We start from the raw sequence: 21,993 nt of genomic DNA on the forward strand, positions 1-21,993 counted from the left end.
GGTCTCCGCCCGGCCGGGTGAGACTCCGCAGGTCAAAGCCGGGCGCTGGCCTCCTACTACTACGACTATCACGGCGCTCGTATCCGGGCGGCGCTGAGGTCTGGGTTTTCACGCCTGAGAAAGAGCCTGACGAGGTTACGCCCTGCCGACCGGGGCGGGGAGAGACGAGAGGGTGCGAGCAAAGCCTGACGAAGCTTGCAGGCGTGTCATCCCGTTCTGCGCCATGGCGCAGATAAAATGGGGGCTTAGCCTCGGGCCAGCTTTCCGAGGTCCTAGACCGATGTTATATAAAATTAGGGGGGCGCGACATGCCTTCCAATCAACGCGCAGCAGCCAAGACATAGGCTACCCCAAAGTCTCGACTTGACCCACAGCTAGCTCGGCAAACCCGGGGCCACAATGAGCGTCACTCTGTCATCGGCTAGCACTCAAGATCAGCGCGGCACCGGCGATTGAAATTTGACTGCTTGAGTCGCAATTCGACGCATTCTTATTGCTCGCGCTTCAACAGCAGCTTAGCCTATACCTCCCACCTAGGTTTTTGTTGCCAGAATATGTACGAAAAGCGATTATTTATCAGCCACTCATGGACGTATAGTGAACCCTATCTATCGATGGTTCGCTTGCTGGCCAATCGGCCATATTTTAGTTTCAAAAACTTCTCTGTACCGGAAACGAAGGCTTTCGGACTGACCAGTCAATACAAATTAAAAGAAGGCCTTAGACAACAAATACGTCCAGTTCATTGTGTAATTATAATTGGCGGAATGTGGACAAGCCATAGCGATTGGATCCAGTTCGAACTGGATTTTGCCCACAGCATAGGAAAGCCGATTTTAGGCGTGCGCCCGAGGGGTGCGCAGCGAATGCCGGTAGCCATAACACAGAAGGCGAATTTTATAGTAAACTGGAACTCTGATTCTATTGTAAGAGGCGTGCGGTCAATTTCATGACAAATACCTATCCGAACTTATACAAAAGTGCAGATAAAGCGTCGATATTATCACAAAATAGATTTGTTGCTATGATTAGAATTGAATATATTTTGCTATTTATTATAGCACTACTTTCTTTGTTCTATGGCGTGGTTCCGTATCTATTAATTTTATTAAGCGTTTCTTTCTTAGCCGTGATATTCATTATTAAGGTCATCAAGAACCCCGAACAGGAATGGTATCGGTGCCGCGCACTAGCGGAGTCGATCAAAACGTCCAGCTGGAGGTTTATGATGCGAGCACACCCCTTCGAAGATGCAAGCGATGTTGACATTCCAAGACGAGAATTTCGTAACTTGCTTCGAGAGATATTGCGTCACAATGAAAAGGTGGCTCAAGAGCTAACACCGGATGAGGGTGATCAAGTAACGCCTGAAATGATGCGGACCAGACAAGGCCAGTTAGTCGATCGGATTAACTTCTATGTAGAAAATAGGATTGACGAACAAAGGAAATGGTACGCAAAGAAGTCGGTGTTTAACAGGCGTGCATTTCGTGCTTGGGTTTCAATTATACTGATTGCTTATGCGGCAATTATTGTGGCCACCGGCACGGGATTTTTCGCCGAAGCAGTATACCGATATACTTTATCGCCATTAATTGTCCTAGCGACATCGATGCTCGGTTGGGTTCAAATGAAACGACACAATGAGCTGGCCGCTAGTTATAATTTAGCTGCTCACGAAATAGGCCTGATCCGGGTTGCGTCTACCGAGATAAGTACCGAAGAAAAATTCTCTGAATTCGTCAATGAGGCTGAGCTCGCATTTTCTCGCGAACACACTCAATGGATTGCCCGGCGAGACATGGTATAGCGTCAACCCCCGTACATCCACGGTCCCACCAGGCTGGCCAGCAAGGCGATCACCGGCGCGGCCACCAGATTGATGCGGAACCCGGCCTTGATCATCTGCGCCATCGAAACCTCCCCCGAGGCGTAGACGATGGCGTTGGGCGCGGTGGCGACCGGCAGCATGAAGGCACAGCTCGCCGAGAGTGCCGCCGGCACGATGAGCAGCTCGGGCGCCACTCCGACCGCACTCGCGAGGGCCGCCAGGACCGGCAGAATGGCGGAGACCGAAGCGACATTGCTGGTCAGCTCGGTCAGAAAGACCACGAGGAGGCTGACGATCAGGATGATGAGCGGCAGTGGCAGGTCCGCGATGATGGTCAGGTTCGAGCCGAGCCAGCCGGCCAGACCCGTCGCCTGGATCGCGGCGGCCAGCGACAGCCCGCCGCCGAACAGCACGACCACGCTCCATGGCAGCCGTGCCGTGGACGTCCAGTCCATCAGGGCCTCGCCGTCTTCCCTCCCGGACGGGATGAGGAAGACCGCGACCGCGCCCATCATCGCGATCTGCATGTTGGAGACGGACAGCAGGATGGGCAGGTCGAGCGCCTGTGACAGCCAGGTCAGGACCGGATTCCAGACATATTGCTGACCCATCCAGAGCAGGGCGACAATCGCGAAGGCACCCGCCACGCGCCGCTCCGGTGTGGTCATCGGGCCCAGCGCCCTCAATTCGGCGAGCACGGTTTGGTGCCCGGTCTCGCTGGCGATACGCGTGTCGACCTTGAAGGCGAAGCGGGTGAGAATCAGCCATGCGGCCGGGACGAGCACCAGGGCACACGGCACACCGATCACCATCCAGTCGACGAAGCCGATCGTGCGGTCGAAACTGTTTTCCAGAAAGCCGATGCCGATCAGATTGGTCGGTGTGCCCACAGGCGTCGCGAGCCCGCCGATTGACGCCGCATACGCGATGCCCAGCACCAGGGCCGGCGCGAACATCTTTGCGTTCACGCCCTCCTTCTGGACGGCCTCGGACACCTTCAAGGCAATCGGGATCATCATCAGCGTAGTCGCCGTGTTTGAGATCCACATCGAGAGCAGGGCGGCCGCGGCCATGAAGCCGAGAATCATCGCGGACGGGCGCGATCCGAACGCCGCCACCACATTCAGCGCAATGCGCGCGTGGAGCATCCAGCGCTCGATGGCGAGGGCGATTATAAAGCCACCCAGCAGCAGCATGACGATCGGACTGGCATAGGGGCTGGCCGTGGCGCCGGCCGATGCGATGCCGAACAGGGGAAAGGTCGCGAGCGGTACCAGGGCCGTCGCCGCAATGGGGATCGCCTCCGTGGCCCACCACGCCGCCATCAGCACGGCGAGGGACGCAAGGATCCAGGCCTCGCGCGACAGCCCCGCGGGCACGGGAATCAGCTGGATGATCAGCGCCAGCGCGATCCCGGCGGCAAATCCGATCCGTTTGGAATTCACGTGCACCCCTCCCCTGTGCCTGGCACAACCGGGCCACGCTACGCGGGCCGATCACACGCGCGCAAGCCTTATCGGACCGGAAAGAAACGCCTTGGCCTCCAGCCTGCTTACGCGGTCTTTACCCCTGCGTGGCAAGGTGGAAACCTCAATATCTGGAGAGTTCGATGACTTGGTTGCGCCTCTTGACCGCCTGCCTCGCCCTGCTGGCAGTGTCCGCATGCGGAGACCGGTTCGACCGGTCTGAATTGTTGCAGGCTGCGCCCGAAGACGAACTCGATGCGTTGCGCCAGGCCGATCGCCACATTCTCGTCGTGCGCCATGCGCGCAAGATTGACGAGGCATGCAATGGTCTGGAATGCGAACTCTCCGCGCGTGGAAACGCCATGGTCGACCGGCTCGGTGCGCTTCTCGGCCCGCGTCCGATGGACGCCGTTCTGGCCTCGAGCGCATGCCGGACGGTCCTGACCGCACGCGCCGGGCATGCGGATGTGGTCCAGCACCAGCCCGCCCCCGGGCTGGATCAGGCCTGCGGCAGCGACGAGCCTGTCACGCGATCGCGCGCGATCGCCATGCTTGAGACCGAGGAAAGCCGGGCGCGCTGGACCCTGGTCGTGGAGCATTCCAACACGGTCTGCACCTGGATCGCCGCCTTTGCGCCGGACGCCCGAAGTGCCTGCGAGGAGGGGAGCCTGCCCTCCAGCGCCTATGGCGACATATTCTGGCTGCATCGCCTCGACGGTGACTGGCATCTGGTAACGCTCGATGACGCGTTCGACGTCGAGGCGTCTCAATGAAGACGCAGCGTATCCTGTTCATCTGCACCGGAAATATCTGCCGCTCACCCATGGCCAAGGGCGTCGCCATGGCGATGGCCGACCGTTTCGGTCGCTCGCGCCTGACCTTCGATGCGGCCGGGACCGGCGACTGGCACGTGGGCGAGGCGCCCGACCCGAGGGCCGTCGAGGCGGCGGCCAGGCGTGGCTACAACATCGCTCATGAGCGCGCCCGCGCGGTGACCAGTGAGGATTTCAGTCTGTTCGACCATCTGGTGGCGATGGACGAGGGCCACAGGCGCTGGCTGGTGAATGCGCGGACCAGCCGGTCCCTGCCCGACCGCCCGATTTCGCTGCTGATGGACTGGTCGGTAGGCAGGGCGGGCACCGATGTACCCGATCCCTACTATGCCGACGAGAATGCGTTCGAACACGCCCTCGATCTGATCGAGCGGGGCGTCGAGGGCCTGGTCCGGCGCGCATGACTCTCAGGCCATGCGCCTGTGGAAGAGCGGATATTCTGCCTCGACCTGATAGTCGTTCGGGCCCTTGCGGCGCTGATGGCTCGAATAGAGGTAGAAGCGGTCGGCGATGAAGGGCGGGGTTTCCAGCAGATTCCATTGCTGCTCGAACCGTTTGAGCTTGACCAGGTCGATTTCGCCCGGGTCGATATAGGCCACGGTGAGGTGCGGCAGGTAGTTGCGCTTTTCCACCGCGATGCCGAGCCGGGCTGCGACGCGCCGGGTCTTTGCCGCGAGATCGGCCAGCGCGGACGGCGCCTCCACGCCGAGCCAGAGCGCGGTCGGCTCGTCCTTGCCGAAATGATTGGCCCCTTTGAGCGCCAGCTCGAACGGCGCCATCTCGATGCGCGCGAGTTCGTGATCGAGCTCCTCGACGGCAGGGATTTCCAGCTCGCCGTAATAGCTCAGCGTGATGTGAAAATTCTCCCGCGGGCGCCAGTTCGCGCCGGGGACGCCGTCCAGCAGCGGATCGACGATATCGGCCACCTCATCGGGGATCGGCAGGGCGGAAAAGACACGAAGCGACATCGCTTCAGCCCGGCATGACCGCCTAGGGAAGTCAAGCCGGACCGCAGGTGGTGCTCACCCGCGGCCGGGTATCGCGCCCGCGCAGCCGGATTCGCTTGAAATCGCCCTGTTCTACCCCGATATTGAAGGCTGTCGCCTGCCATCGTGCGGGCTCAACCAACGGGTATGAAACTTCGATGAACCAGTCTCAGCGTACGACCTATGGCGCGCAGTCGCTCGACACCTCGCGTGACGAAGGCCTGCGCAGCTTCATGCTGGGCGTCTACAACAAGATGGGCCTCGGCCTCCTGCTTTCGGCTGTCCTGGCTTACGCCTTCGGTACGATCGCACCGCTGACCCAGGCGCTCTTCAACACACCGCTTCTCTATGTGGTCCAGTTCGGTCCCATCGTGCTCCTGTTCGGCTCGATGTTCTTCATGCGCAATCCGTCGCCCATCGGGGCGGCCGTCCTGTACTGGGCCGTCGTCTCCCTGATCGGCGCGGGCCTCAGCGTATGGGTGCTCATGGCGGTGGGCGGACAATCGGCCGAGACACTGACCGGCACGATTTCCATCACCTTCGGCACGATCGCCCAGGCCTTCGTGGCAACCTCGGCGGCCTTTTTCGGCCTGTCGCTCTGGGGTTACACCACCAAGCGCAACCTGCAGCCGATCGGCTCCTTCCTGGTGATGGCGATCATCGGCGTGGTGATCGTCAGCCTGATCAACATGTTCTTCCTGGAGTCCTCCGGCCTGCAATGGCTGATCCAGTTCGCGGTGCTTGGCCTGATGGCCGGCATCGTCGCCTGGCAGACCCAGGGGCTGAAGCTGATGTATAGCGAGATTGCGGGCGACGAACGCTCCATGGCCGTGATGACGTATTACGGCGCGCTCAACCTCTACATCGCCTTCGTGAACATGTTCCAGATCATCCTGATGTTCATGGGCAATCGCGAGTAGCGCCTGGCTTCACAAGCTCACAGCAGAACGCCCCGGCCGTCACGGCCGGGGCGTTTTCATGTCTGGAGCGATTAATTGTCAGTGCCCGCCGGCCAGCCGCAGAAGCTGGCGATCGAAGACCTTGAGCACCTGCTTGAGGTCCTGCCCGCGTTTCAGGATGGCGCCGGTCGCCGCGACGACCTTGTAGGCCCCCTGCCGGCGCGCGTCTGCGGGGGTCTTGACCACACGGTAGATCGGCATCTCGGAACTGTGACGGAAGACCGAAAACTCGGCCCGGTCGCGCAGCCCGTCAATCGCGTAGTCGCGCCATTCGCCGGACGCGACCATGAAGCCGTACACCCGCAGGATGGATTCCAGCTCTGCCCGGTCGAACATGACCTGATCGGCGCCTCGTCCCGTCGTCACTGACTGCATGCCGTACGTGCCCTGCCTCTATTCCTGACTCTGGTCTATGCCGGAAATGACCAAGAGTTCATGTAGTGCCCCAATCCGGTCATAATCTGGCCTCCCGAACGCCCAAACCCAAATCCAGTCTGCCACTCGTCGGCCGGTTTGGTAACCCAAACGCTCTGATCCTGGTTTCACAGCCCCCCCAGCCCCCCGGATCGAGCGGCTGGACCGGTCGACGCTCATATATCCCCCTCGCCAAGGCGTGCCGCCCCTCGATTCGGCACGCCTTGTGCGTTCCAGACCGGCTTTCGCGTTCCGCGCCGGACTGGGCTGTGGTGTCCGGGCGCGTTTCCCGCTATCGCTTGAGATGTCCGGGGCTCCGGCAAGTCGCAAACGCAAGTGGGTGACGCCTCTCCATGATAGTTGCAGACACGCTGGTAAAACGCTTTGGCCGCCACCTGGCGGTCGATCGGGTGTCCTTCACGGTCAAGCGCGGCGAAGTGCTCGGCTTTCTCGGACCCAACGGGGCAGGCAAGTCGACCACGATGCGCATGCTGGCCGGATGCCTGGAGCCTGATTCGGGCGCAGCGCGCCTCGCCGGCCACGATTCCAGCCTCGACCGGCGGGCTGCCCAGAGCCATCTCGGCTATCTGCCCGAGGGAGCGCCGGCCTATCCCGCGATGACCCCGCGCGGCTTCGTCCGCTTCCACCTGAGGGCGCGGGGCTTTTCCGGCAACGCGCTGCGCGAGGCGGAGCGGCGCGCGCTCGATCTGGCCAGTGTCGGCGAAGCGGCGGAGAAGCCGATCTCGGCGCTCTCGAAAGGCTATAAGCGCCGGGCCGCGCTGGCGGCCGCCATCGCGCACGACCCGCCCATCCTGATCCTGGACGAGCCCACTGACGGGCTCGACCCCAACCAGAAGGACGGGGTCCGCGCGCTGATTCGCGAGATGGCGCGCGACAAGGCCATCATCATCTCCACCCATTTGCTCGATGAGGTCGAAGCGATCTGCACCAGGGCCATGGTCATTGCCGACGGCCGGCTCCTGGCCGACGAGACGCCGCAGGGACTGGCCGCGCTCGGCGGGGCGAGCAATATCGGCGCGGCCTTCCGCACCCTGACGCGCCAGGCCCATGAAAGCATCGAGGCGCGCGACACCTCCTCCCCGCCGACGGGAGCCGCGCAATGACACCCATGATTGCGGTTCTGCGCCGCGAGCTTGCCGCCTATTTCGAGACGCCCCTGGCCTATGTCTTCCTGGTCGTGTTTGCCGTGGCCGCGCCGAGCTTTGCCTGGCAGGTCGGGCGCCTGTTCCAGACAGGACGCGCCGATCTCGCCCCCCTGTTCGACTACATGCCCTGGCTCCTCCTGGTCCTGATGCCGGCGCTGGCCATGCGCGCCTGGGCGGAGGAGCGCGATAGCGGGACGCTGGAAATGCTGCTCGCCTCGCCGATCCCGCTCTGGGCGGCGGCCGGCGGCAAATTCCTGGCCGCCTGGTGCGTCGCAGCCCTCGCCATCGCGCTGACCCTGCCGATGTGGATCGCGATGAATTATCTCGGCGACCCGGACAATGCCGCCATCGCGACCGCCTATATCGGCACGCTGCTGCTGGCCGGAGGTTATCTGGCGCTGGGCCAGGCCCTGTCGGCGGTGACCGGGAACCAGGTCGTCGCCTTCGTGCTGGCGGTCGGGGCGTGCTTCCTCATCACGATTGCCGGACTGCCTTTCGTGCTGGAGGCCCTGTCGGCGCGCCTGCCCGGCGCTTTCGCCGAGGCGCTGGCCGAGCTTTCGGCGCTGGCCCGCTTCGACTCCCTGCGCCGCGGCGTGCTGTCGGTGGAAGACCTGGTCTACTTCTTCAGCCTGATCGGCCTCGGCCTGTCGCTGGCGATCACTCTTGTCGACACCCATCGCGGAGGCGGACGATGAGTGCGCCGCGCTTCCTCCTCGTCATGGTGACCGGCCTGCTGGCCCTGTTTGCCGGGCTCAACCTGACCGCAGGCGCGGTGCTGGAGTCCTGGCGCGTGGATCTCACCGAGCGCGGCCTCTACCGGCTGAGCCCTGGAACGCGCGATGTGCTGGAGCGCCTGGACGAGCCGATCAGCCTGGATTTCATCTATTCGCGCGAGGAGGCGGCACGCTATCCCGCGATCCGCGCCTACGGCGCGCGCGTGCGCGAGATGCTGCGGGGTCTCGCGGCGGAGTCCGACGGCATGATCCGGCTGGAAGAGATCGATCCCGAACCGTTTTCCGCCGCGGAAGACGCCGCCATCGCTGCCGGCCTCGACCCCATTCCCACCGACGACGGCACGCAGCTTTTCTTCGGTCTGATCGGGCGCAACACGATCGATGACCGGGCCACAATCGCGTTTTTCGATCCGGCCGGCGAAGCGCGGCTGGAATACGAGATCGTGCGCGTGATCGCGGAGCTGGACCGGGCGCGCCAGCCGCGCCTGGCGGTGATCTCCAGCCTGCCTTTCGAGCCGGACGCCGAGGGCCGCTCCGGCAACCGGATCGTGAACGATTTGTCGAGCGCCTTCGAGCTGATCTGGCTCGACCCTGAATTCACCACCCTGCCCGACGCGGACGCGCTCTTCCTGCTTCACCCGCCCGAGCTGAGCGAGGGTCAGGCCTATCTGGTCGACCAGTTCGCGCTGTCGCAGGGCCGTGTCCTGGCCGCGCTCGACCCGATGGCCCATGTGGCCCTCAAGCCCGGACCCGACGGTCTGCCCCCGCTGCGCGCCGAGCGCGACAGCGCGCTGCCCCGCCTTCTTTCCGGCTGGGGGGCGGGCTACGATCCCACCGTCACCGCGATGGACCGCGCCCACGGCCTGCCGGTGCAGATCTCCGAAGGCGGACGTGCGCGCATGCGCGCCTACCCGCTCTGGTTTTCCATCCCCCCAGCGGGCATGGACCGGGAATTCCCGCCCGTCGCAGCCCTGTCGCGCGGGGTGAATGTTGGCTCTCCCGGGCTGCTGGCGCCGGTCGAGGGCGCCACCACGGCCTTCGCGCCCATCCTCTCGACCAGCGCAGAAGGTGCGCGCCTCGACGCCGACATCGCATCGGGATCGCCCTCCCCCGACGAGCTGGCCCAGCGCTATGAGCCGGCGCCGGACGCGCCCCTGGTCATCGCCGCACGCCTGTCCGGGCCGCTTGCCACGGCGTTTCCCGACGGTCCGCCAGCCGGCGAAATCGCCTTCGATGCCACAGCCCATCTCGACCGGAGCACGCGCGACGCCGACATCATCGTGATCGCGGATGCCGACTGGCTCGATCCGGCCTTCTACATCAATCCCGATCCGGTCCAGGGCGACCAGGTCGTGGCCGACAACCTGTCTCTGGCGCTGAACTTCGCCGATGCGCTCGCCGGCGATCCTGCCCTGGTCTCCTTGCGGTCACGGTCCAGTTCGGCGCGCCCGATGACCCGGGTCGAGACCCTGAGAAGCCAGGCCGAGGCGCGCTATCTCCAGCTTCAGGAGGGCCTGACTGCCGAGCTGGCGGAAGCCGAGGAAGAACTCGCAAACCTGAACCGACAGGGCCAGGCCTCCGCGCTGTCCGGCGCCGGCTCGGACGAAACGGCGCGCGCCAGCGCGCTTCGGACTCAAATCGTGGATGCGCGCCAGCGTCTGCGCGATATCGAGCGTGGCTTCCGCGTGAAGATCGATGCGCTGGAGCGCTCCCTGATCGTGTGGACGGTCTGGGTGCCGCCTTTGCTCGTCATCCTGGGCGCCGTCCTATTCCTGGTGATCCGGCGCAGGAGGCGCAGATGAGGGCTCACACATCGGCGCGCCGCCGCGCCCGTCTGGCAACCGGGATCGCGCTGGCCGGCCTGCTTGTGCTGGCCGTGGGCAGTTATGCGGTCTGGCGCGATGCGCGCCTGGATGCGCGTCCCGACGCGTCGGGACCGGTCCTGGCCGACTGGCAGCAGAACGCGGCACAGGCCCGTGTCATCGAGATCGAGGGGCCTGACGGATCGCTCCGCCTGGAACGCGGGCCGGCGTCGCAAAGCGGCTGGGTCATGTCCGACCGGGGCGGCTATCCGGTGCCGCCCGAGCGTGTTGCCGAGCTGGATGCCGCCTTGTCGCAGCTGTCCTACAGCGCCGCGATGACGCAGGACCCGGACAAATTCTCCCGACTGGGCCTGGTCGGAGCGGCCGAGGGCGGGCAGGGCGTGCGCCTGACCGTGCGGAGTGCAGATGATACGCGGCTTGCCGATCTGATCATCGGTGCGGACCGCGGTGATGACGGGCTCTTCATGCGGATTCCCGGAAGCGGCCGGGCCTATGCAGCGCAAGGCCGTCTGCCCGATCTGGACGCGGTCGATCACTGGCTGGGACTCGATTTCTTCAACCTGGATCCGGCCAGCGTGGCGCGCGTGCGCATCCAGCCCGAAACCGGTGAGGCCTATGCGCTGGCCAAGGCCGGGATGAGCGCGCGCAATTTCGAGCTTCGCGAACCGCGCGGCTGGCGCCTGATCACATCGGGCGCGGCGAACGGCGTGGCGGTCGCCGGAGCGCGGATGCGGTTTCGCGATGTCAGACCGCAAGAGAGCCTGATCGGCGCCCCCGTCGCGGCCCATGCGGCAGTGACCTTCGATGGCCTGGCCTATTCCTACACGGTCTTCGATGAGGGCGGACGCCACTGGGCAAGGCTGGAGATCACGGCAGCGGCCGACGACGCCGAGGCCCGGGCGCAACGCCTGGACGCGGTTGCACGCGGCTGGGCGTTCGAGGTCAGCGACGACGCCTACGAGCGTCTGACCCGGCCGCTCGACCAGATCGCAGAACGGTTCTAATCGCCCGCTTGATGCGCGGGCTCCCGGTTGACGGCCGGGATACGGCTCGCGCCAAGGATCGGGCCGCCGCGCGAAGCCTGAACCAGAACCGCGCAGGACAACGAGTCCGGGCAGGCCGCAGGCTCTGCGGTCACGGTATATTCGGCGCCGCTCCACCCGGGCAGGGCGGTGAGATGGCGCACCGTATTGAAGTGAACCATGTCGAGCCCTGCATTGCTGCCGGCCTCGATTGTCCGCTCGATCGTACCGGTCTCGTAAGCGGCCAGCCAGACGGTAGCGCCTTGTTCGCGCGCGGGGCCGTTCAGGCGCACCTGAAGACCGTCCGGCGTGCGCAGGAGCGATGGATGAAGGGCGACCGGCTCCGCCCCGCGGACCGCGCCGAGAATCTGCCCGTGATCGAAGCGCAGGGTCTGTGGAGCGCCGTTCACCACGAAATGGGGCGTGTACACACGATGGGCCGGCCCGGCATCGACATAGTCCTGCTGGCGCTGGTTGAATTCAGGCCGGGCAAACTGGTCCGTCCACCCGTACATGTCCCAGTAGCTGACGTTGAACGCCAGCGCGAGCGTATCCTCCTGGGCGCCGAGCTCGGACAGCAGGCGGTTGGCATCCGGGCACAGTCCGCAGCCCTGGCTGGTAAAAAGCTCGACGACGACCAGGTTGCGGCGCGGCTCCGCAGGGTCGGGACTGGCAGCCAGAAGGAGGAGGAGGGCGAGCGCGGTCATGTATCCCTTCTACGCCCGGCAGCCGGGCTTGGGAAATCACAGGCGCGTCAGATGCGGGCCCCCGGCGCGCAAGGCTCAGTAGGGTTTCACCGTTTCGTCCTGGCTGCGCATGGCAGGGATCGCACGGTTCTGGCCGAGGCGCTCGCGATGATCGTCCAGGGCCCATTTGACACTGGGGAAAGCCAGCTCGCCCCACGGAATATCCTCCCAGGCGAGGAAGGCGACTTCCTGACTTTCCGGACCGGCCGCGACCCCGGGTTCGGTGAGGCGCGCGCGGAAGAAAATCTGCACCTGGCTGATCCGCGGAATGGAGTAGATCCCGAGTAGGTCGGTCGTTTCGATTTTCGCGCGCGTCTCTTCCCACGCCTCGCGCCGGGCGGCCGCGTCGACGCTTTCGCCCTCTTCCATATAACCGGCGGGCAGGGTCCAGTAGCCGATACGCGGAGCGATGGCGCGCCGCGCCATCAGAATGCGCCCCTCCCCGTCGGCAATGACCGACCCGGCAACGATTTTCGGATTGATGTAGTCGACAAAGCCGCAGGTCTGACACACGCGGCGCTCGCGGTCATCGCCATCGGGAATTTTGTGTGCGAAATCAAACGAGTGATCACTCATCGCTAATCATCCTTTAAAAACAACGCGTCCTTTTGTTTTCCGTGCGCAGATAAATTGACATTGAATCGTGACAATAAGCAGTTAGCTTGTCGATCCATCCGTTGCCGGACAGAGGGGTAGTTATGTCCGAGGAAGCGCTTTTCGACCTCCGCCTGTCGCCGGGCCATCTGTTGCATCGCGCGCAGCAGTTTGCCGCCGACCGGTTCAATGAAGCCACCGGCGGGGTCCAGATCACCCAACGCCAGTTCGCGGTCCTGACCGCCGTGTCCGACGAGGAGGGTCTGACCCAGACCCAGCTGGTCAAGGCCACCGGCATCGACCGCTCGACCCTGGCCGAGCTGGTCGCCCGGATGACGGCCAAGGGCCTTCTGATCCGCGAGAAGGCACCCGGCGATGCCCGCGCCAACTCGGTGCGTTTCAGCGATGAGGGCCGCAAGCTCTACGAGACGGCGCTGGCCGGCGCGAAGGCGGCCGACGAGGCCATTCTCGCCGCCCTGCCCAAGGGCAAGCGCGCGAACTTCGTGGAAAGCCTGACCCGGATCGCGCGCACGATCGAGCTCGATGCCGAGGCGCTGAAACAGGAAGCGAAGAAGGCCAAGAAGGCCGTCGAGAAGCAGGCCGACGCCAAGGACAAGAAGAAGCACAAGAAGAAAAAGAAGAAATAGCCCGGCGCCGGGACGCTGCGGGTCAGTTCTCTTCTTCTCTTGCCGCTTGCCAGGCCGGCTCGAACTGGCGGTCCCACACCGGCTCGCTGACCGCGCCGCGCCAGCGCGCGCGCACGACACCCGATCCGTCGATCAGGAAAGTTTCCGGTACGCCGGTCACGCCCAGCTCCAGTGCGGCCCGGCCCTCCGGGTCGGCAGCGAAACCGGCAAACGGGTTGCCAAGCTCGGCCAGAAAGGCGCGCGCATCCGCGCGATCATCCTTGTAGACCACGCCATAGATCGGAATGCCGCGCGCGGCGAGGTCCATGAAGACCGGATGCTCGATGCGGCACGGGGCGCACCAGCTGGCCCACAGATTGAGCAAATACGGGCCCTCCACCGCCTCCGGGTCGAAGCCGGGCATGGCGGGATCGAACGTCTCCAGCGGAAGTTCGGGCAGAGCCTCGCCCTGCAGGGGATCGGCCGCGTCACGGCCCGGGCCGAGCAGCGCGACGGCGAAGACCACCATCAATAGCGCGATCGAGCCCAGCGGCGCCCAGAGCAGAACGCGGCTCATAGCGTATAGCCCGTTTCGTCGCTGCGCGGCGCGTCTCCGCGCGGCAGGGAGTCATGTGGGGAGCGGGAATCCTCGGCGGTCTGCGCCTGAATCCGCGCCAGACGCTCCCGGGCTCCACGGCGACCGGCCAGCGTCCACCAGGTCAGCGCGCCGATCACCGCGAGCGTGAGGCCATAGCTGCCCCAGACATAGGCGCCATAGCCGCTCATCGAGAGAAAATCGCTCATTGGCTGGCCTCCCTGGATTCGGCTTCGAGCCGGCGTTCGCGGGCGCGCTCCAGCGCGTCGGCGCGCTTTTCCAGCAGCAGCGTGCGCATGCGCGTCAGCACCAGAACGCCGAACAGGATCGTCAGGGCCAGCGCCATCACGCCCAGCGGCCACAGCTTGCTGGCATGGATGGTTGGCCCGTCGAAGCGGAACACGCTGGCCGGCTGGTGCAGCGTATTCCACCAGTCGACCGAGAATTTGATGATCGGCAGGTTGACGAGGCCGGCCATGGCCAGGATCGCGCCGCTGCGGGCAGCCAGACGCTCGTCCTCCAGGGCCGCGCGCAAGGCCATGTATCCCAGATACAGCAGCAACAGCACCAGCATGGAGGTCAGGCGCGCATCCCAGACCCACCACGCGCCCCAGGTCGGCTTGCCCCACAGCGCGCCGGTGACCAGGCACAGGGCGGTGAAGGCCGCGCCGAAAGGCGCGATGGCGCGTGCGGCGAGGTCGGCCAGGTTATGGCGCCAGACGAAGAAAACGAAGCTGGAGACACCCAGCGCGCCATAGGCAAACAGCCCCAGCCACGCAGCGGGAACGTGGACATACATGATGCGCACGCTCTCCGACTGCTGGTAGTCGGGCGGCGAAACGACCAGCGCCCAGGGCAGGCCGACGGCCAGCAGCGCCAGCGTCAGGCCCCAGCCCCACGGGATGAGTGTGCGGGCCAGCCGGTCGAAGCGTTCGGGATTGGCAAAATAGCTCAGCATCAGGACCAGCGACTTAAGCCCGCGGGACGATTTGGACAAGCGTCAGTACGCCGCACCTATTCCAGACGCGCCTTGAGCGCCGCCGCGATTCCGGCCGGGGCCAGCACCAAAGCGGCGAGCGAAAAGGCCGCGGTCAAGAGGAGATTGGCGCCTGCCGTCCCCGTCTGGTCTATGGCGGCGCGACCGGCGCCGGCGGCAAAGACCAGCACCGGCACCTGGAGCGGGGCGGCGATCAGCGCGATCAGCAGGCCGGCCCGCTTCAAGCCCGCGGCGAGAGCCCCGGCAAAGCCGGCGACCAGGGCCAGTCCGGGCGCGGCGAGACCGAGCGCCAGCGCGAGCACAAGGCTGGCCTCACCACTCATGCCGTAGGCGATGCCGGCCAGCAGCGCGATCAGGGGCGCCGGCCAGAACACGGCCAGGGCAAAGGCGAGGCTCTTGACCAGGCAGATCAGCGCGAAGCTCTGCTCCGACAGCACGTAGAGCTCCAGCGTCCCGTCGCCCGCGTCCTCGCTGAACAGACGCTCGGCCGATTGCAGCGTGGAGAGCAGCATGGCGAAGGCGATGATGCCGGGGGCCGCGGCCAGCAGGATATCCGGCGCCGGTCCGATCGCCAGCGGCGCCAGGGCGAGGGCGGCCAGATTGAACGCCGCCGGTCCGGCCGTGCCGCCGCCCCCGGCCCAGGCAAGGGCGAATTCGCGCCGGAAAAGGGCGGCCAGCGCACTCACGATCCAAACTCCAGCGTCCGGGCGCCGGGCCAGCCCAGATCCACGTGGGTCGCGGCAATCACGGCGCCCCCGGCGGCGCAATGGCGTTCCACGGCCTCGCCCAGCAGGACGCGCCCGCGTGTGTCGAGCGGGGCGGCCGGTTCGTCGAGCAGCCAGAGCGCGCGTCCAGAGAGCACAATGCGCGCCAGGGCAACGCGGCGCCGCTGGCCGGCCGACAGTCGGCCGCAGGCGCGCCGCTCGAGATGAGCGATGGCGAAACGGGACAATGCGTGCTCGACCCTCATCTCGGCGCCGCCCTGGAAGGCAGCCCAGAACCGCAATGCGTCGCGTACCGTCTCGCCCGGTTTCAGCGCATCGGCATGGCCCAGGAAGGCAATCGCTTCCGGTGCCGGCCGTTCGATCTCACCGGCAGCGGGATTAACCAGGCCACCAAGCGCGCGAAGGAACGTTGTCTTGCCCGAGCCGTTAGGTCCGGTAAGCACGCAAGCCTCGCCGGAACGCACACCCAGAGCGAGCCCGGTCACCAGCCGGCGCCCGCCGCGGTCCAGCGTCAGGTCCTTGACCGATATGAGAAAGGGCGCGCCACCGGTGCTCATGACCGTCCGCTTACGCGATCTTGATCGGGCGGGCAAACGGTCAGGAAGCCGCAGCCCGGGACCGGCCCCCGCGGGAAGGAGCTGGACCGGCGACACGCGCGGACCGGGCTGGTTTGGACATGTGAGAGTTATTCTCATTTGCAAAACAGGGGCTTCGATGTCCCGCTTATTGCAGGCCGGGCCGGTGAAGGCTAAAACGCGCGACAAGAAATGATGCGCCGCAGCGTCCCTGGCGACGCAAGGCCGCCACTCTCTGGAAACGCCCCCTGTTTCCGCCCGATCGATCGAACGAGGAATTCTCATGGCTTCAATGGACAGCTTCAACTGCCGCCGCGACCTGGATGTGGACGGCAAGACCTACACGTATTTCGATTTGACCGAGGCTGAGAAGAACGGTCTGGAGGGTGTCTCGAAGCTGCCCTACACGCTGAAAGTCCTGCTGGAAAACCTGCTGCGCTTCGAAGATGGCAAGTCGGTCACCAAGGCCGACATCGAAGCCATTGCCAAATGGACGAAGACCGGCAAGTCGGATCACGAGATTGCCTACCGCCCGGCGCGCGTGCTGATGCAGGACTTCACCGGCGTTCCCGCCGTGGTCGATCTGGCCGCGATGCGCGACGCGACCAAGCAGCTCGGTGGCGACCCCAAATCGGTCAATCCGCTGGTTCCGGTCGACCTGGTCATCGACCACTCGGTGATGGTCGACGTCTTCGGCACCGACCAGGCCTTCAAGAAGAATGTCGAGCGCGAATACGAGCGCAATGGCGAGCGCTACAAATTCCTCAAATGGGGCGCGAGCGCATTTGACAATTTCCGCGTCGTTCCGCCGGGCACCGGCATCTGCCACCAGGTCAACCTGGAATATCTCGCGCAGACGGTCTGGACCAAGGACGAGGACGGCAAGACCTACGCCTATCCCGACACGCTGGTGGGCACCGACTCCCACACCACCATGATCAACGGCCTGGCCGTGCTCGGCTGGGGCGTGGGCGGCATCGAAGCCGAAGCGGCCATGCTGGGCCAGCCGGTTTCCATGCTGATCCCGGAAGTCATCGGCTTCAAGATCACCGGCAAGTTTCCCGAGGGCGCGACGGCGACCGACCTGGTCCTGCGCGTCACGCAGATGCTGCGCGAGAAGGGCGTGGTCGGCAAGTTCGTCGAATTCTACGGCGAAGGCCTCGACCACCTCTCGCTGGAAGACGTGGCGACCATCGCCAACATGGCGCCCGAATACGGCGCGACCTGCGGCTTCTTCCCGGTCGACGACGCCACGATCGACTATCTGACCGCCACCGGGCGCGACCCGTCTCGCGTGAAACTGGTCGAGGCCTATTCCAAGGCGCAGGACATGTACCGTCCCGACCGCACGACCGAGCCGGTCTATACCGATACCCTGCATCTCAACCTGGATGACGTCGTGCCGGCCATCGCCGGGCCCAAGCGTCCCCAGGACCGGGTGCTGCTGACCGACGCCGCCGACGCGTTCGCCACCGAGCTCGACCGTGAGTTCAAGAAGCTCGACGACGGCAACAAGCGCGTGAAGGTCGAAGGCGAGGACTATTCCATCGGCCATGGCGATGTCGTGATCGCCGCGATCACCTCGTGCACCAATACTTCCAACCCGACGGTGATGCTGGGCGCGGGCCTGCTGGCGCGCAACGCCCTGAAGAAGGGCCTGCAGGTCAAGCCGTGGGTGAAGACCTCGCTCGCGCCGGGCTCCCAGGTCGTCACCGACTACCTGCTCAAGGCCGGTCTGCAGGACGATCTCGACGCGCTGGGCTTCAACCTGGTCGGCTATGGTTGCACCACCTGCATCGGCAATTCGGGACCGCTGCCGGAGAAAATCTCCAAGGCGATCACCGAAGGCGATCTGGTCGCCACCTCTGTCCTGTCGGGCAACCGCAACTTCGAAGGCCGGGTGAACCCGGACGTGCGCGCGAACTATCTCGCCTCGCCGCCGCTGGTCGTGGCCTACGCGCTGGCCGGCTCGATGAACATCAACCTGACCGAGGACCCGATCGGCTATGACGACCAGAACGAGCCGGTCTACCTGAAGGACATCTGGCCGAGCTCGGCCGAAATCGCCGAAACGGTCAAATCGGCCGTCACGCCGGAGATGTTCGCAAGCCGCTATGCCGACGTGTTCAAGGGCGACGAGGACTGGCAGAAGGTCGAGACGTCCGGGGGCCTGACCTATGACTGGCCGGACTCCACCTACGTGGCCAACCCGCCCTTCTTCGAGGGCATGTCGACCGACGTGACCCCGCCCAAGGACGTCAAGGATGCCCGCATCCTCGGCCTGTTCGCGGACTCCATCACGACCGACCACATCTCCCCGGCCGGTTCGATCAAGGCTGACAGCCCGGCCGGCGAATACCTGCAGGCGCACGGCGTCGAGCCGCGCGAATTCAACTCCTACGGCGCGCGCCGCGGCAATCACGAGGTCATGATGCGCGGCACCTTCGCCAATATCCGCATCAAGAACCAGATGGTTCCCGGTGTGGAAGGCGGCGTGACCAAGCTGCAGCCGTCCGGCGAGGAAATGCCGATCTACGACGCCGCCATGAAGTACCAGGAAAAGGATATTCCGCTGGTCGTCTTCGGCGGCAAGGAATACGGCACCGGCTCCTCGCGCGACTGGGCGGCCAAGGGTACGCGCCTGCTCGGCGTGAAAGCCGTGATCGCAGAGAGCTTCGAGCGCATTCACCGCTCCAACCTGATCGGCATGGGCGTGACCCCGCTGGTCTTCACGGGCGATGACAGCTGGGAGAGCCTCGGCATTACCGGCAAGGAAACCGTCAGCCTGGACGGCATCGAAGGCCTGACACCGGGCGCGACGGTGAAGATGACGGTCGAGTTCGAGGACGGCTCGACGAAGACGGCCGACCTCAAGGCCCGCATCGATACCGAGAACGAGCTCGATTACCTGAAGAATGGCGGCATCCTGCACTACGTGCTGCGCCAGCGCGCCGCTTAAGGCCTGTTACCGCCCGCCTTCAAGAACCCCGGTCCGCCAGGCGGACCGGGGTTTTTTGTGAGTCCTGCCCGGACGCAGGCTGGCCGATTGCCCCGCCCGGCACGGCCCACTACCTTGCCGCTCCAGTCGCGATCACTCCCCCGGAGACCTTCCCATGGCCGTCACTCGTGCGCTCGACGCGAACTCTCATCTCTATCTCGTCGACGGGTCGGCCTATATCTTCCGCGCCTACCACGCGCTCCCGCCCCTGACGCGTTCGGACGGGACGCCCGTCGGCGCCGTCCAGGGCTTCTGCAACATGTTGTGGAAGCTGCTCGAGGACCTCAAAGGCGAGGATCAGCCGACGCATATGGCGGTGATCTTCGACCATTCGGCCAAGACCTTCCGCAACGAGATCTACGAGCACTACAAGGCCCATCGGCCCGAGCCGCCCGAGGATCTCGTGCCGCAATTCTCGCTCATCCGCGAGGCGACGATCGCCTTCGACCTTCCCTGCATCGAGATGGAGGGCTATGAGGCCGACGATATCATGGCGACCTATGCGCGCCTCGCCGTCGAGGCCGGGGCGCGCGTGACGCTCGCCACCAGCGACAAGGACATGATGCAGCTGGTCAACGGGCAGGTGACCATGCTGGACCCGATGAAGAACAAGCGGATCGGACCGGACGAGGTACGCGAGAAGTTCGGCGTCGGCCCCGAGCGCGTGATCGACGTACAGGCCCTGGCCGGCGACAGCGTGGACAATGTCCCCGGCGTTCCCGGCATCGGGATCAAGACCGCCGCTCAGCTGATCGAGGAATACGGCGATCTGGACAGATTGCTGTCGCGCGCCGACGAGATCAAGCAACCCAAGCGCCGCGAGAAACTGATCGAGAATGCCGAGCTGGCACGCATCTCCAGACAGCTTGTCACGCTGAAGACCGATGTGGCCGACGTCGCAGCGATGGATGCCTTCGGCACCGCCGATCCCGATCCCGACCGCCTGCTGACCTTCCTTCGCTCGATGGAGTTCCGCACCCTGACGCGCCGGGTGGAAGAAGGGCTGGGCGCCGGGCCGGCCGACGAGACCGGAGATGCCACCGCGCCGGTGGACCGGTCCGTCTATGAAACCGTGCAGACGCTGGCTCAGCTCGAAATTTGGATTGCCCGCGCCCGCGAAGCCCGCGTCGTCGCAGTCGATACCGAAACCGACGCGCTGTCGGCCACGCGCGCCAATCTGGTCGGCATTTCGCTCGCCGTCGCACCGGGCCAGGCCTGCTATATTCCGCTTGCCCATGAGGGCGGGGACCTGGCCGACGGCGGAGGACGGCCCGAACAGATCGATTTCGACACCGCGCTGGGCCATCTCAAGCCGCTTCTGGAAAGCCCGTCCGTTCTCAAGGTCGGCCAGAACTTCAAGTACGACCTCTCCGTCTTCGCCCGCTACGGCATCGCGGTGGCGCCCTATGATGACACCATGCTGCTGTCCTATGTGCAGGAATCCGGCCTTCACGGGCACGGCATGGATGAGCTCGCAGACCTGCTGCTGGGACATACCTGCATCACGTTCAAGGAGGTGTGCGGCTCGGGAAAATCGCAGAAGCATTTCGGGCAATGCGACCTGAAGAGCGCGACCGAGTACGCCGCCGAAGACGCCGATATCACGCTGCGCCTCTACGAGCTGCTCAAGCCGTCTCTCGCCCAGCGCAAGCTGACGACCGTGTACGAGACGCTCGAGCGGCCCATGCCCGCCGTGCTGTCGCGCATGGAGCTTGCCGGCATTCGCGTGGATGTGGCCCAGCTCTCGCGCCTGTCCTCCGATTTCGCGCAGAAGATGGCCGAGAGCGAGGAAGCGGCCCATTCGCTGGCCGGGACGCGCTTCAATCTCGGCAGCCCCAAGCAGATCGGCGAGATCCTGTTCGGCCAGATGGGTCTGCCCGGCGGCAAGAAGACCAAAAGCGGGGCCTGGTCGACCGATGCCAGCGTGCTCGACCAGCTGGCCGCCGAAGGCCATGACTTGCCCCAGGCCTTGTTGACCTGGCGTCAGTTCGCCAAGCTGAAATCGACCTATTCGGACGCGCTGAAAGACGCGATCAATCCGCATACAGGCCGGGTTCACACCAATTTCTCGCTGGCCGCGACCTCCACCGGGCGCCTGTCCTCGTCAGAGCCCAACCTTCAGAACATTCCGATCCGTACCGAGGAAGGGCGCAAGATCCGTGAAGCCTTCGTGGCCGAGGACGGCCATGTCCTGGTCGCGGCGGACTATTCCCAGATCGAACTGCGCCTGCTGGCGCACATTGCCGGAATTGACGCGCTGAAAGAGGCCTTCAAGGCCGGTCACGACATTCACGCCATGACGGCGTCTGAAATGTTCGGCGTGCCGATGGACGAGATGGACCCGGTCACCCGGCGCAAGGCCAAGGCGATCAATTTCGGCATCATCTATGGTATCTCCGCCTTCGGCCTGTCGGCCAATCTGGGCATCGGGCGCGACGAGGCGAAGGCCTATATCGACGCCTATTTCGAGAAGTTTCCCGGAATCCGCGCCTATATGGACGAGATGAAAGCGGCGGTGAAAGCCACCGGCCACGTCGAAACCCTGTTCGGGCGCCGCATCCACCTGCCTGGCATAAAGGACAAGAACCCGTCCGTGCGCCAGTTCGCCGAGCGCCAGGCCATCAACGCGCCAATCCAGGGCGCGGCCGCCGACATCATCCGGCGGGCCATGATCGTGATGGAATCCCGCCTGCAGGAGGCGGGCCTCAAGGCCCGCATGCTGCTGCAGGTGCACGACGAACTGGTGTTCGAATGCGCCGAGGACGAGGCCGACCGGCTTATTGTGCTGGCCCAGACCGTGATGAGCGAGGCCGCCTTGCCCGCAGTCCAGCTCTCGGTCCCGCTCGACGTCGAAGCCAAGGCGGCGAAGACCTGGGGCCAGGCCCACTAGGACGAAGCCTCCT

The 21,993-nt window shown here is 64.8% G+C and carries 22 protein-coding genes; 12 read left to right on the forward strand and 10 right to left on the reverse strand.

What is annotated here, in order from left to right; all coding sequences use genetic code 11:
• The first annotated feature begins 554 nt into the window (after positions 1-554).
• Together PGP17_RS14920 and PGP17_RS02020 are read left to right on the forward strand one after the other, a co-directional pair.
• Positions 555-953, forward strand: coding sequence for a TIR domain-containing protein (locus PGP17_RS14920; protein WP_442915116.1), 399 nt, complete (start codon positions 555-557; stop codon positions 951-953).
• Positions 950-1,810 carry a DUF4231 domain-containing protein gene (locus PGP17_RS02020; RefSeq protein ID WP_270374042.1) on the forward strand — a complete coding sequence of 287 codons (861 nt, stop codon included), beginning with the start codon at positions 950-952 and terminating at the stop codon, positions 1,808-1,810. Before PGP17_RS14920 ends, PGP17_RS02020 begins: the two co-directional genes overlap by 4 nt.
• A 2-nt stretch (positions 1,811-1,812) precedes the next feature.
• Here the strand turns inward: PGP17_RS02020 and PGP17_RS02025 are convergent, their stop codons facing one another.
• The gene (locus tag PGP17_RS02025) at positions 1,813-3,276 is read right to left on the reverse strand and encodes an SLC13 family permease (RefSeq protein WP_270374044.1); all 1,464 of its coding nucleotides are present in this window, start codon (positions 3,274-3,276) and stop codon (positions 1,813-1,815) included.
• A gap of 164 nt (positions 3,277-3,440) precedes the next feature.
• Here PGP17_RS02025 and PGP17_RS02030 point away from each other — a divergent pair, with 164 nt between their 5' ends.
• Both PGP17_RS02030 and PGP17_RS02035 read left to right on the forward strand, forming a co-directional pair.
• Positions 3,441-4,070 (forward strand): histidine phosphatase family protein, encoded by a 630-nt coding sequence (locus PGP17_RS02030; protein WP_270374046.1) that lies wholly within the window; start codon positions 3,441-3,443, stop codon positions 4,068-4,070.
• A complete protein-coding gene (locus PGP17_RS02035) occupies positions 4,067-4,534 on the forward strand; it encodes a low molecular weight protein-tyrosine-phosphatase (RefSeq protein ID WP_135945052.1) in 468 nt (155 codons plus the stop codon). Before PGP17_RS02030 ends, PGP17_RS02035 begins: the two co-directional genes overlap by 4 nt.
• A 3-nt stretch (positions 4,535-4,537) precedes the next feature.
• On the opposite strand, the gene thpR is transcribed toward PGP17_RS02035, so the two are convergent.
• Positions 4,538-5,098: an RNA 2',3'-cyclic phosphodiesterase gene (thpR, locus tag PGP17_RS02040; protein WP_135945053.1), complete on the reverse strand. Its 561-nt coding sequence runs from the start codon at positions 5,096-5,098 to the stop codon at positions 4,538-4,540.
• Positions 5,099-5,274: 176 nt separating this feature from the next.
• On the opposite strand from thpR, the gene PGP17_RS02045 reads away from it, so the two are divergent.
• Positions 5,275-6,036 carry a Bax inhibitor-1/YccA family protein gene (locus PGP17_RS02045; RefSeq protein WP_135945054.1) on the forward strand — a complete coding sequence of 254 codons (762 nt, stop codon included), beginning with the start codon at positions 5,275-5,277 and terminating at the stop codon, positions 6,034-6,036.
• Positions 6,037-6,114: 78 nt separating this feature from the next.
• Here the strand turns inward: PGP17_RS02045 and PGP17_RS02050 are convergent, their stop codons facing one another.
• Positions 6,115-6,450, reverse strand: coding sequence for a DUF2794 domain-containing protein (locus PGP17_RS02050; protein ID WP_135945055.1), 336 nt, complete (start codon positions 6,448-6,450; stop codon positions 6,115-6,117).
• Positions 6,451-6,842: 392 nt separating this feature from the next.
• Between PGP17_RS02050 and PGP17_RS02055 the strand changes: the two genes are divergently transcribed.
• Genes PGP17_RS02055 through PGP17_RS02070 form a run of 4 tightly spaced genes read left to right on the forward strand, consistent with a single transcriptional unit; the run spans position 6,843 to position 11,216 of the window.
• Positions 6,843-7,613 carry an ABC transporter ATP-binding protein gene (locus PGP17_RS02055; protein ID WP_270374052.1) on the forward strand — a complete coding sequence of 257 codons (771 nt, stop codon included), beginning with the start codon at positions 6,843-6,845 and terminating at the stop codon, positions 7,611-7,613.
• Positions 7,610-8,350 (forward strand): ABC transporter permease, encoded by a 741-nt coding sequence (locus tag PGP17_RS02060; protein ID WP_270374054.1) that lies wholly within the window; start codon positions 7,610-7,612, stop codon positions 8,348-8,350. The genes PGP17_RS02055 and PGP17_RS02060 overlap by 4 nt, the downstream gene beginning before the upstream one ends.
• Positions 8,347-10,191: a GldG family protein gene (locus PGP17_RS02065; RefSeq protein WP_270374056.1), complete on the forward strand. Its 1,845-nt coding sequence runs from the start codon at positions 8,347-8,349 to the stop codon at positions 10,189-10,191. Before PGP17_RS02060 ends, PGP17_RS02065 begins: the two co-directional genes overlap by 4 nt.
• Positions 10,188-11,216 carry a DUF4340 domain-containing protein gene (locus PGP17_RS02070; RefSeq protein ID WP_270374058.1) on the forward strand — a complete coding sequence of 343 codons (1,029 nt, stop codon included), beginning with the start codon at positions 10,188-10,190 and terminating at the stop codon, positions 11,214-11,216. The genes PGP17_RS02065 and PGP17_RS02070 overlap by 4 nt, the downstream gene beginning before the upstream one ends.
• Here PGP17_RS02070 and PGP17_RS02075 read toward each other — a convergent pair.
• Together PGP17_RS02075 and PGP17_RS02080 are read right to left on the reverse strand one after the other, a co-directional pair.
• Positions 11,213-11,941: a DUF1223 domain-containing protein gene (locus PGP17_RS02075; protein WP_270374059.1), complete on the reverse strand. Its 729-nt coding sequence runs from the start codon at positions 11,939-11,941 to the stop codon at positions 11,213-11,215. The genes PGP17_RS02070 and PGP17_RS02075 overlap by 4 nt on opposite strands.
• A gap of 75 nt (positions 11,942-12,016) precedes the next feature.
• Positions 12,017-12,556: an NUDIX hydrolase gene (locus PGP17_RS02080; RefSeq protein WP_135945061.1), complete on the reverse strand. Its 540-nt coding sequence runs from the start codon at positions 12,554-12,556 to the stop codon at positions 12,017-12,019.
• 122 nt (positions 12,557-12,678) lie between these two features.
• On the opposite strand from PGP17_RS02080, the gene PGP17_RS02085 reads away from it, so the two are divergent.
• Positions 12,679-13,221, forward strand: a complete 543-nt coding sequence (locus PGP17_RS02085) for a MarR family winged helix-turn-helix transcriptional regulator (RefSeq protein WP_135945062.1) — start codon at positions 12,679-12,681, stop codon at positions 13,219-13,221.
• Positions 13,222-13,243: 22 nt separating this feature from the next.
• Here PGP17_RS02085 and PGP17_RS02090 read toward each other — a convergent pair whose 3' ends face one another.
• From PGP17_RS02090 to ccmA, 5 genes are read right to left on the reverse strand one after another with little or no spacing between them, the layout of a single operon-like run.
• A complete protein-coding gene (locus PGP17_RS02090) occupies positions 13,244-13,777 on the reverse strand; it encodes a DsbE family thiol:disulfide interchange protein (protein WP_270374060.1) in 534 nt (177 codons plus the stop codon).
• Entirely contained in the window at positions 13,774-14,004 is a 231-nt protein-coding gene (gene ccmD, locus PGP17_RS02095) for a heme exporter protein CcmD (RefSeq protein ID WP_135945064.1), read from the reverse strand. Before ccmD ends, PGP17_RS02090 begins: the two co-directional genes overlap by 4 nt.
• Complete coding sequence (locus PGP17_RS02100) at positions 14,001-14,753, reverse strand: heme ABC transporter permease (RefSeq protein ID WP_442915129.1); 753 nt, start codon at positions 14,751-14,753, stop codon at positions 14,001-14,003. The genes ccmD and PGP17_RS02100 overlap by 4 nt, the downstream gene beginning before the upstream one ends.
• Before the next feature lie 56 nt (positions 14,754-14,809).
• Positions 14,810-15,478 carry a heme exporter protein CcmB gene (locus PGP17_RS02105; RefSeq protein ID WP_270374065.1) on the reverse strand — a complete coding sequence of 223 codons (669 nt, stop codon included), beginning with the start codon at positions 15,476-15,478 and terminating at the stop codon, positions 14,810-14,812.
• A complete protein-coding gene (gene ccmA, locus PGP17_RS02110; protein ID WP_270374066.1) occupies positions 15,475-16,074 on the reverse strand; it encodes a heme ABC exporter ATP-binding protein CcmA in 600 nt (199 codons plus the stop codon). Before ccmA ends, PGP17_RS02105 begins: the two co-directional genes overlap by 4 nt.
• Before the next feature lie 301 nt (positions 16,075-16,375).
• Between ccmA and acnA the strand changes: the two genes are divergently transcribed.
• Entirely contained in the window at positions 16,376-19,051 is a 2,676-nt protein-coding gene (gene acnA, locus PGP17_RS02115; protein WP_270374067.1) for an aconitate hydratase AcnA, read from the forward strand.
• Between the two features lie 154 nt (positions 19,052-19,205).
• Positions 19,206-21,980 carry a DNA polymerase I gene (gene polA, locus PGP17_RS02120; RefSeq protein WP_270374068.1) on the forward strand — a complete coding sequence of 925 codons (2,775 nt, stop codon included), beginning with the start codon at positions 19,206-19,208 and terminating at the stop codon, positions 21,978-21,980.
• The last annotated feature ends 13 nt before the right edge of the window (positions 21,981-21,993 follow it).

The organism is Marinicauda sp. Alg238-R41 (assembly GCF_947331485.1).
Lineage (GTDB): Bacteria > Pseudomonadota > Alphaproteobacteria > Caulobacterales > Maricaulaceae > Marinicauda > Marinicauda pacifica.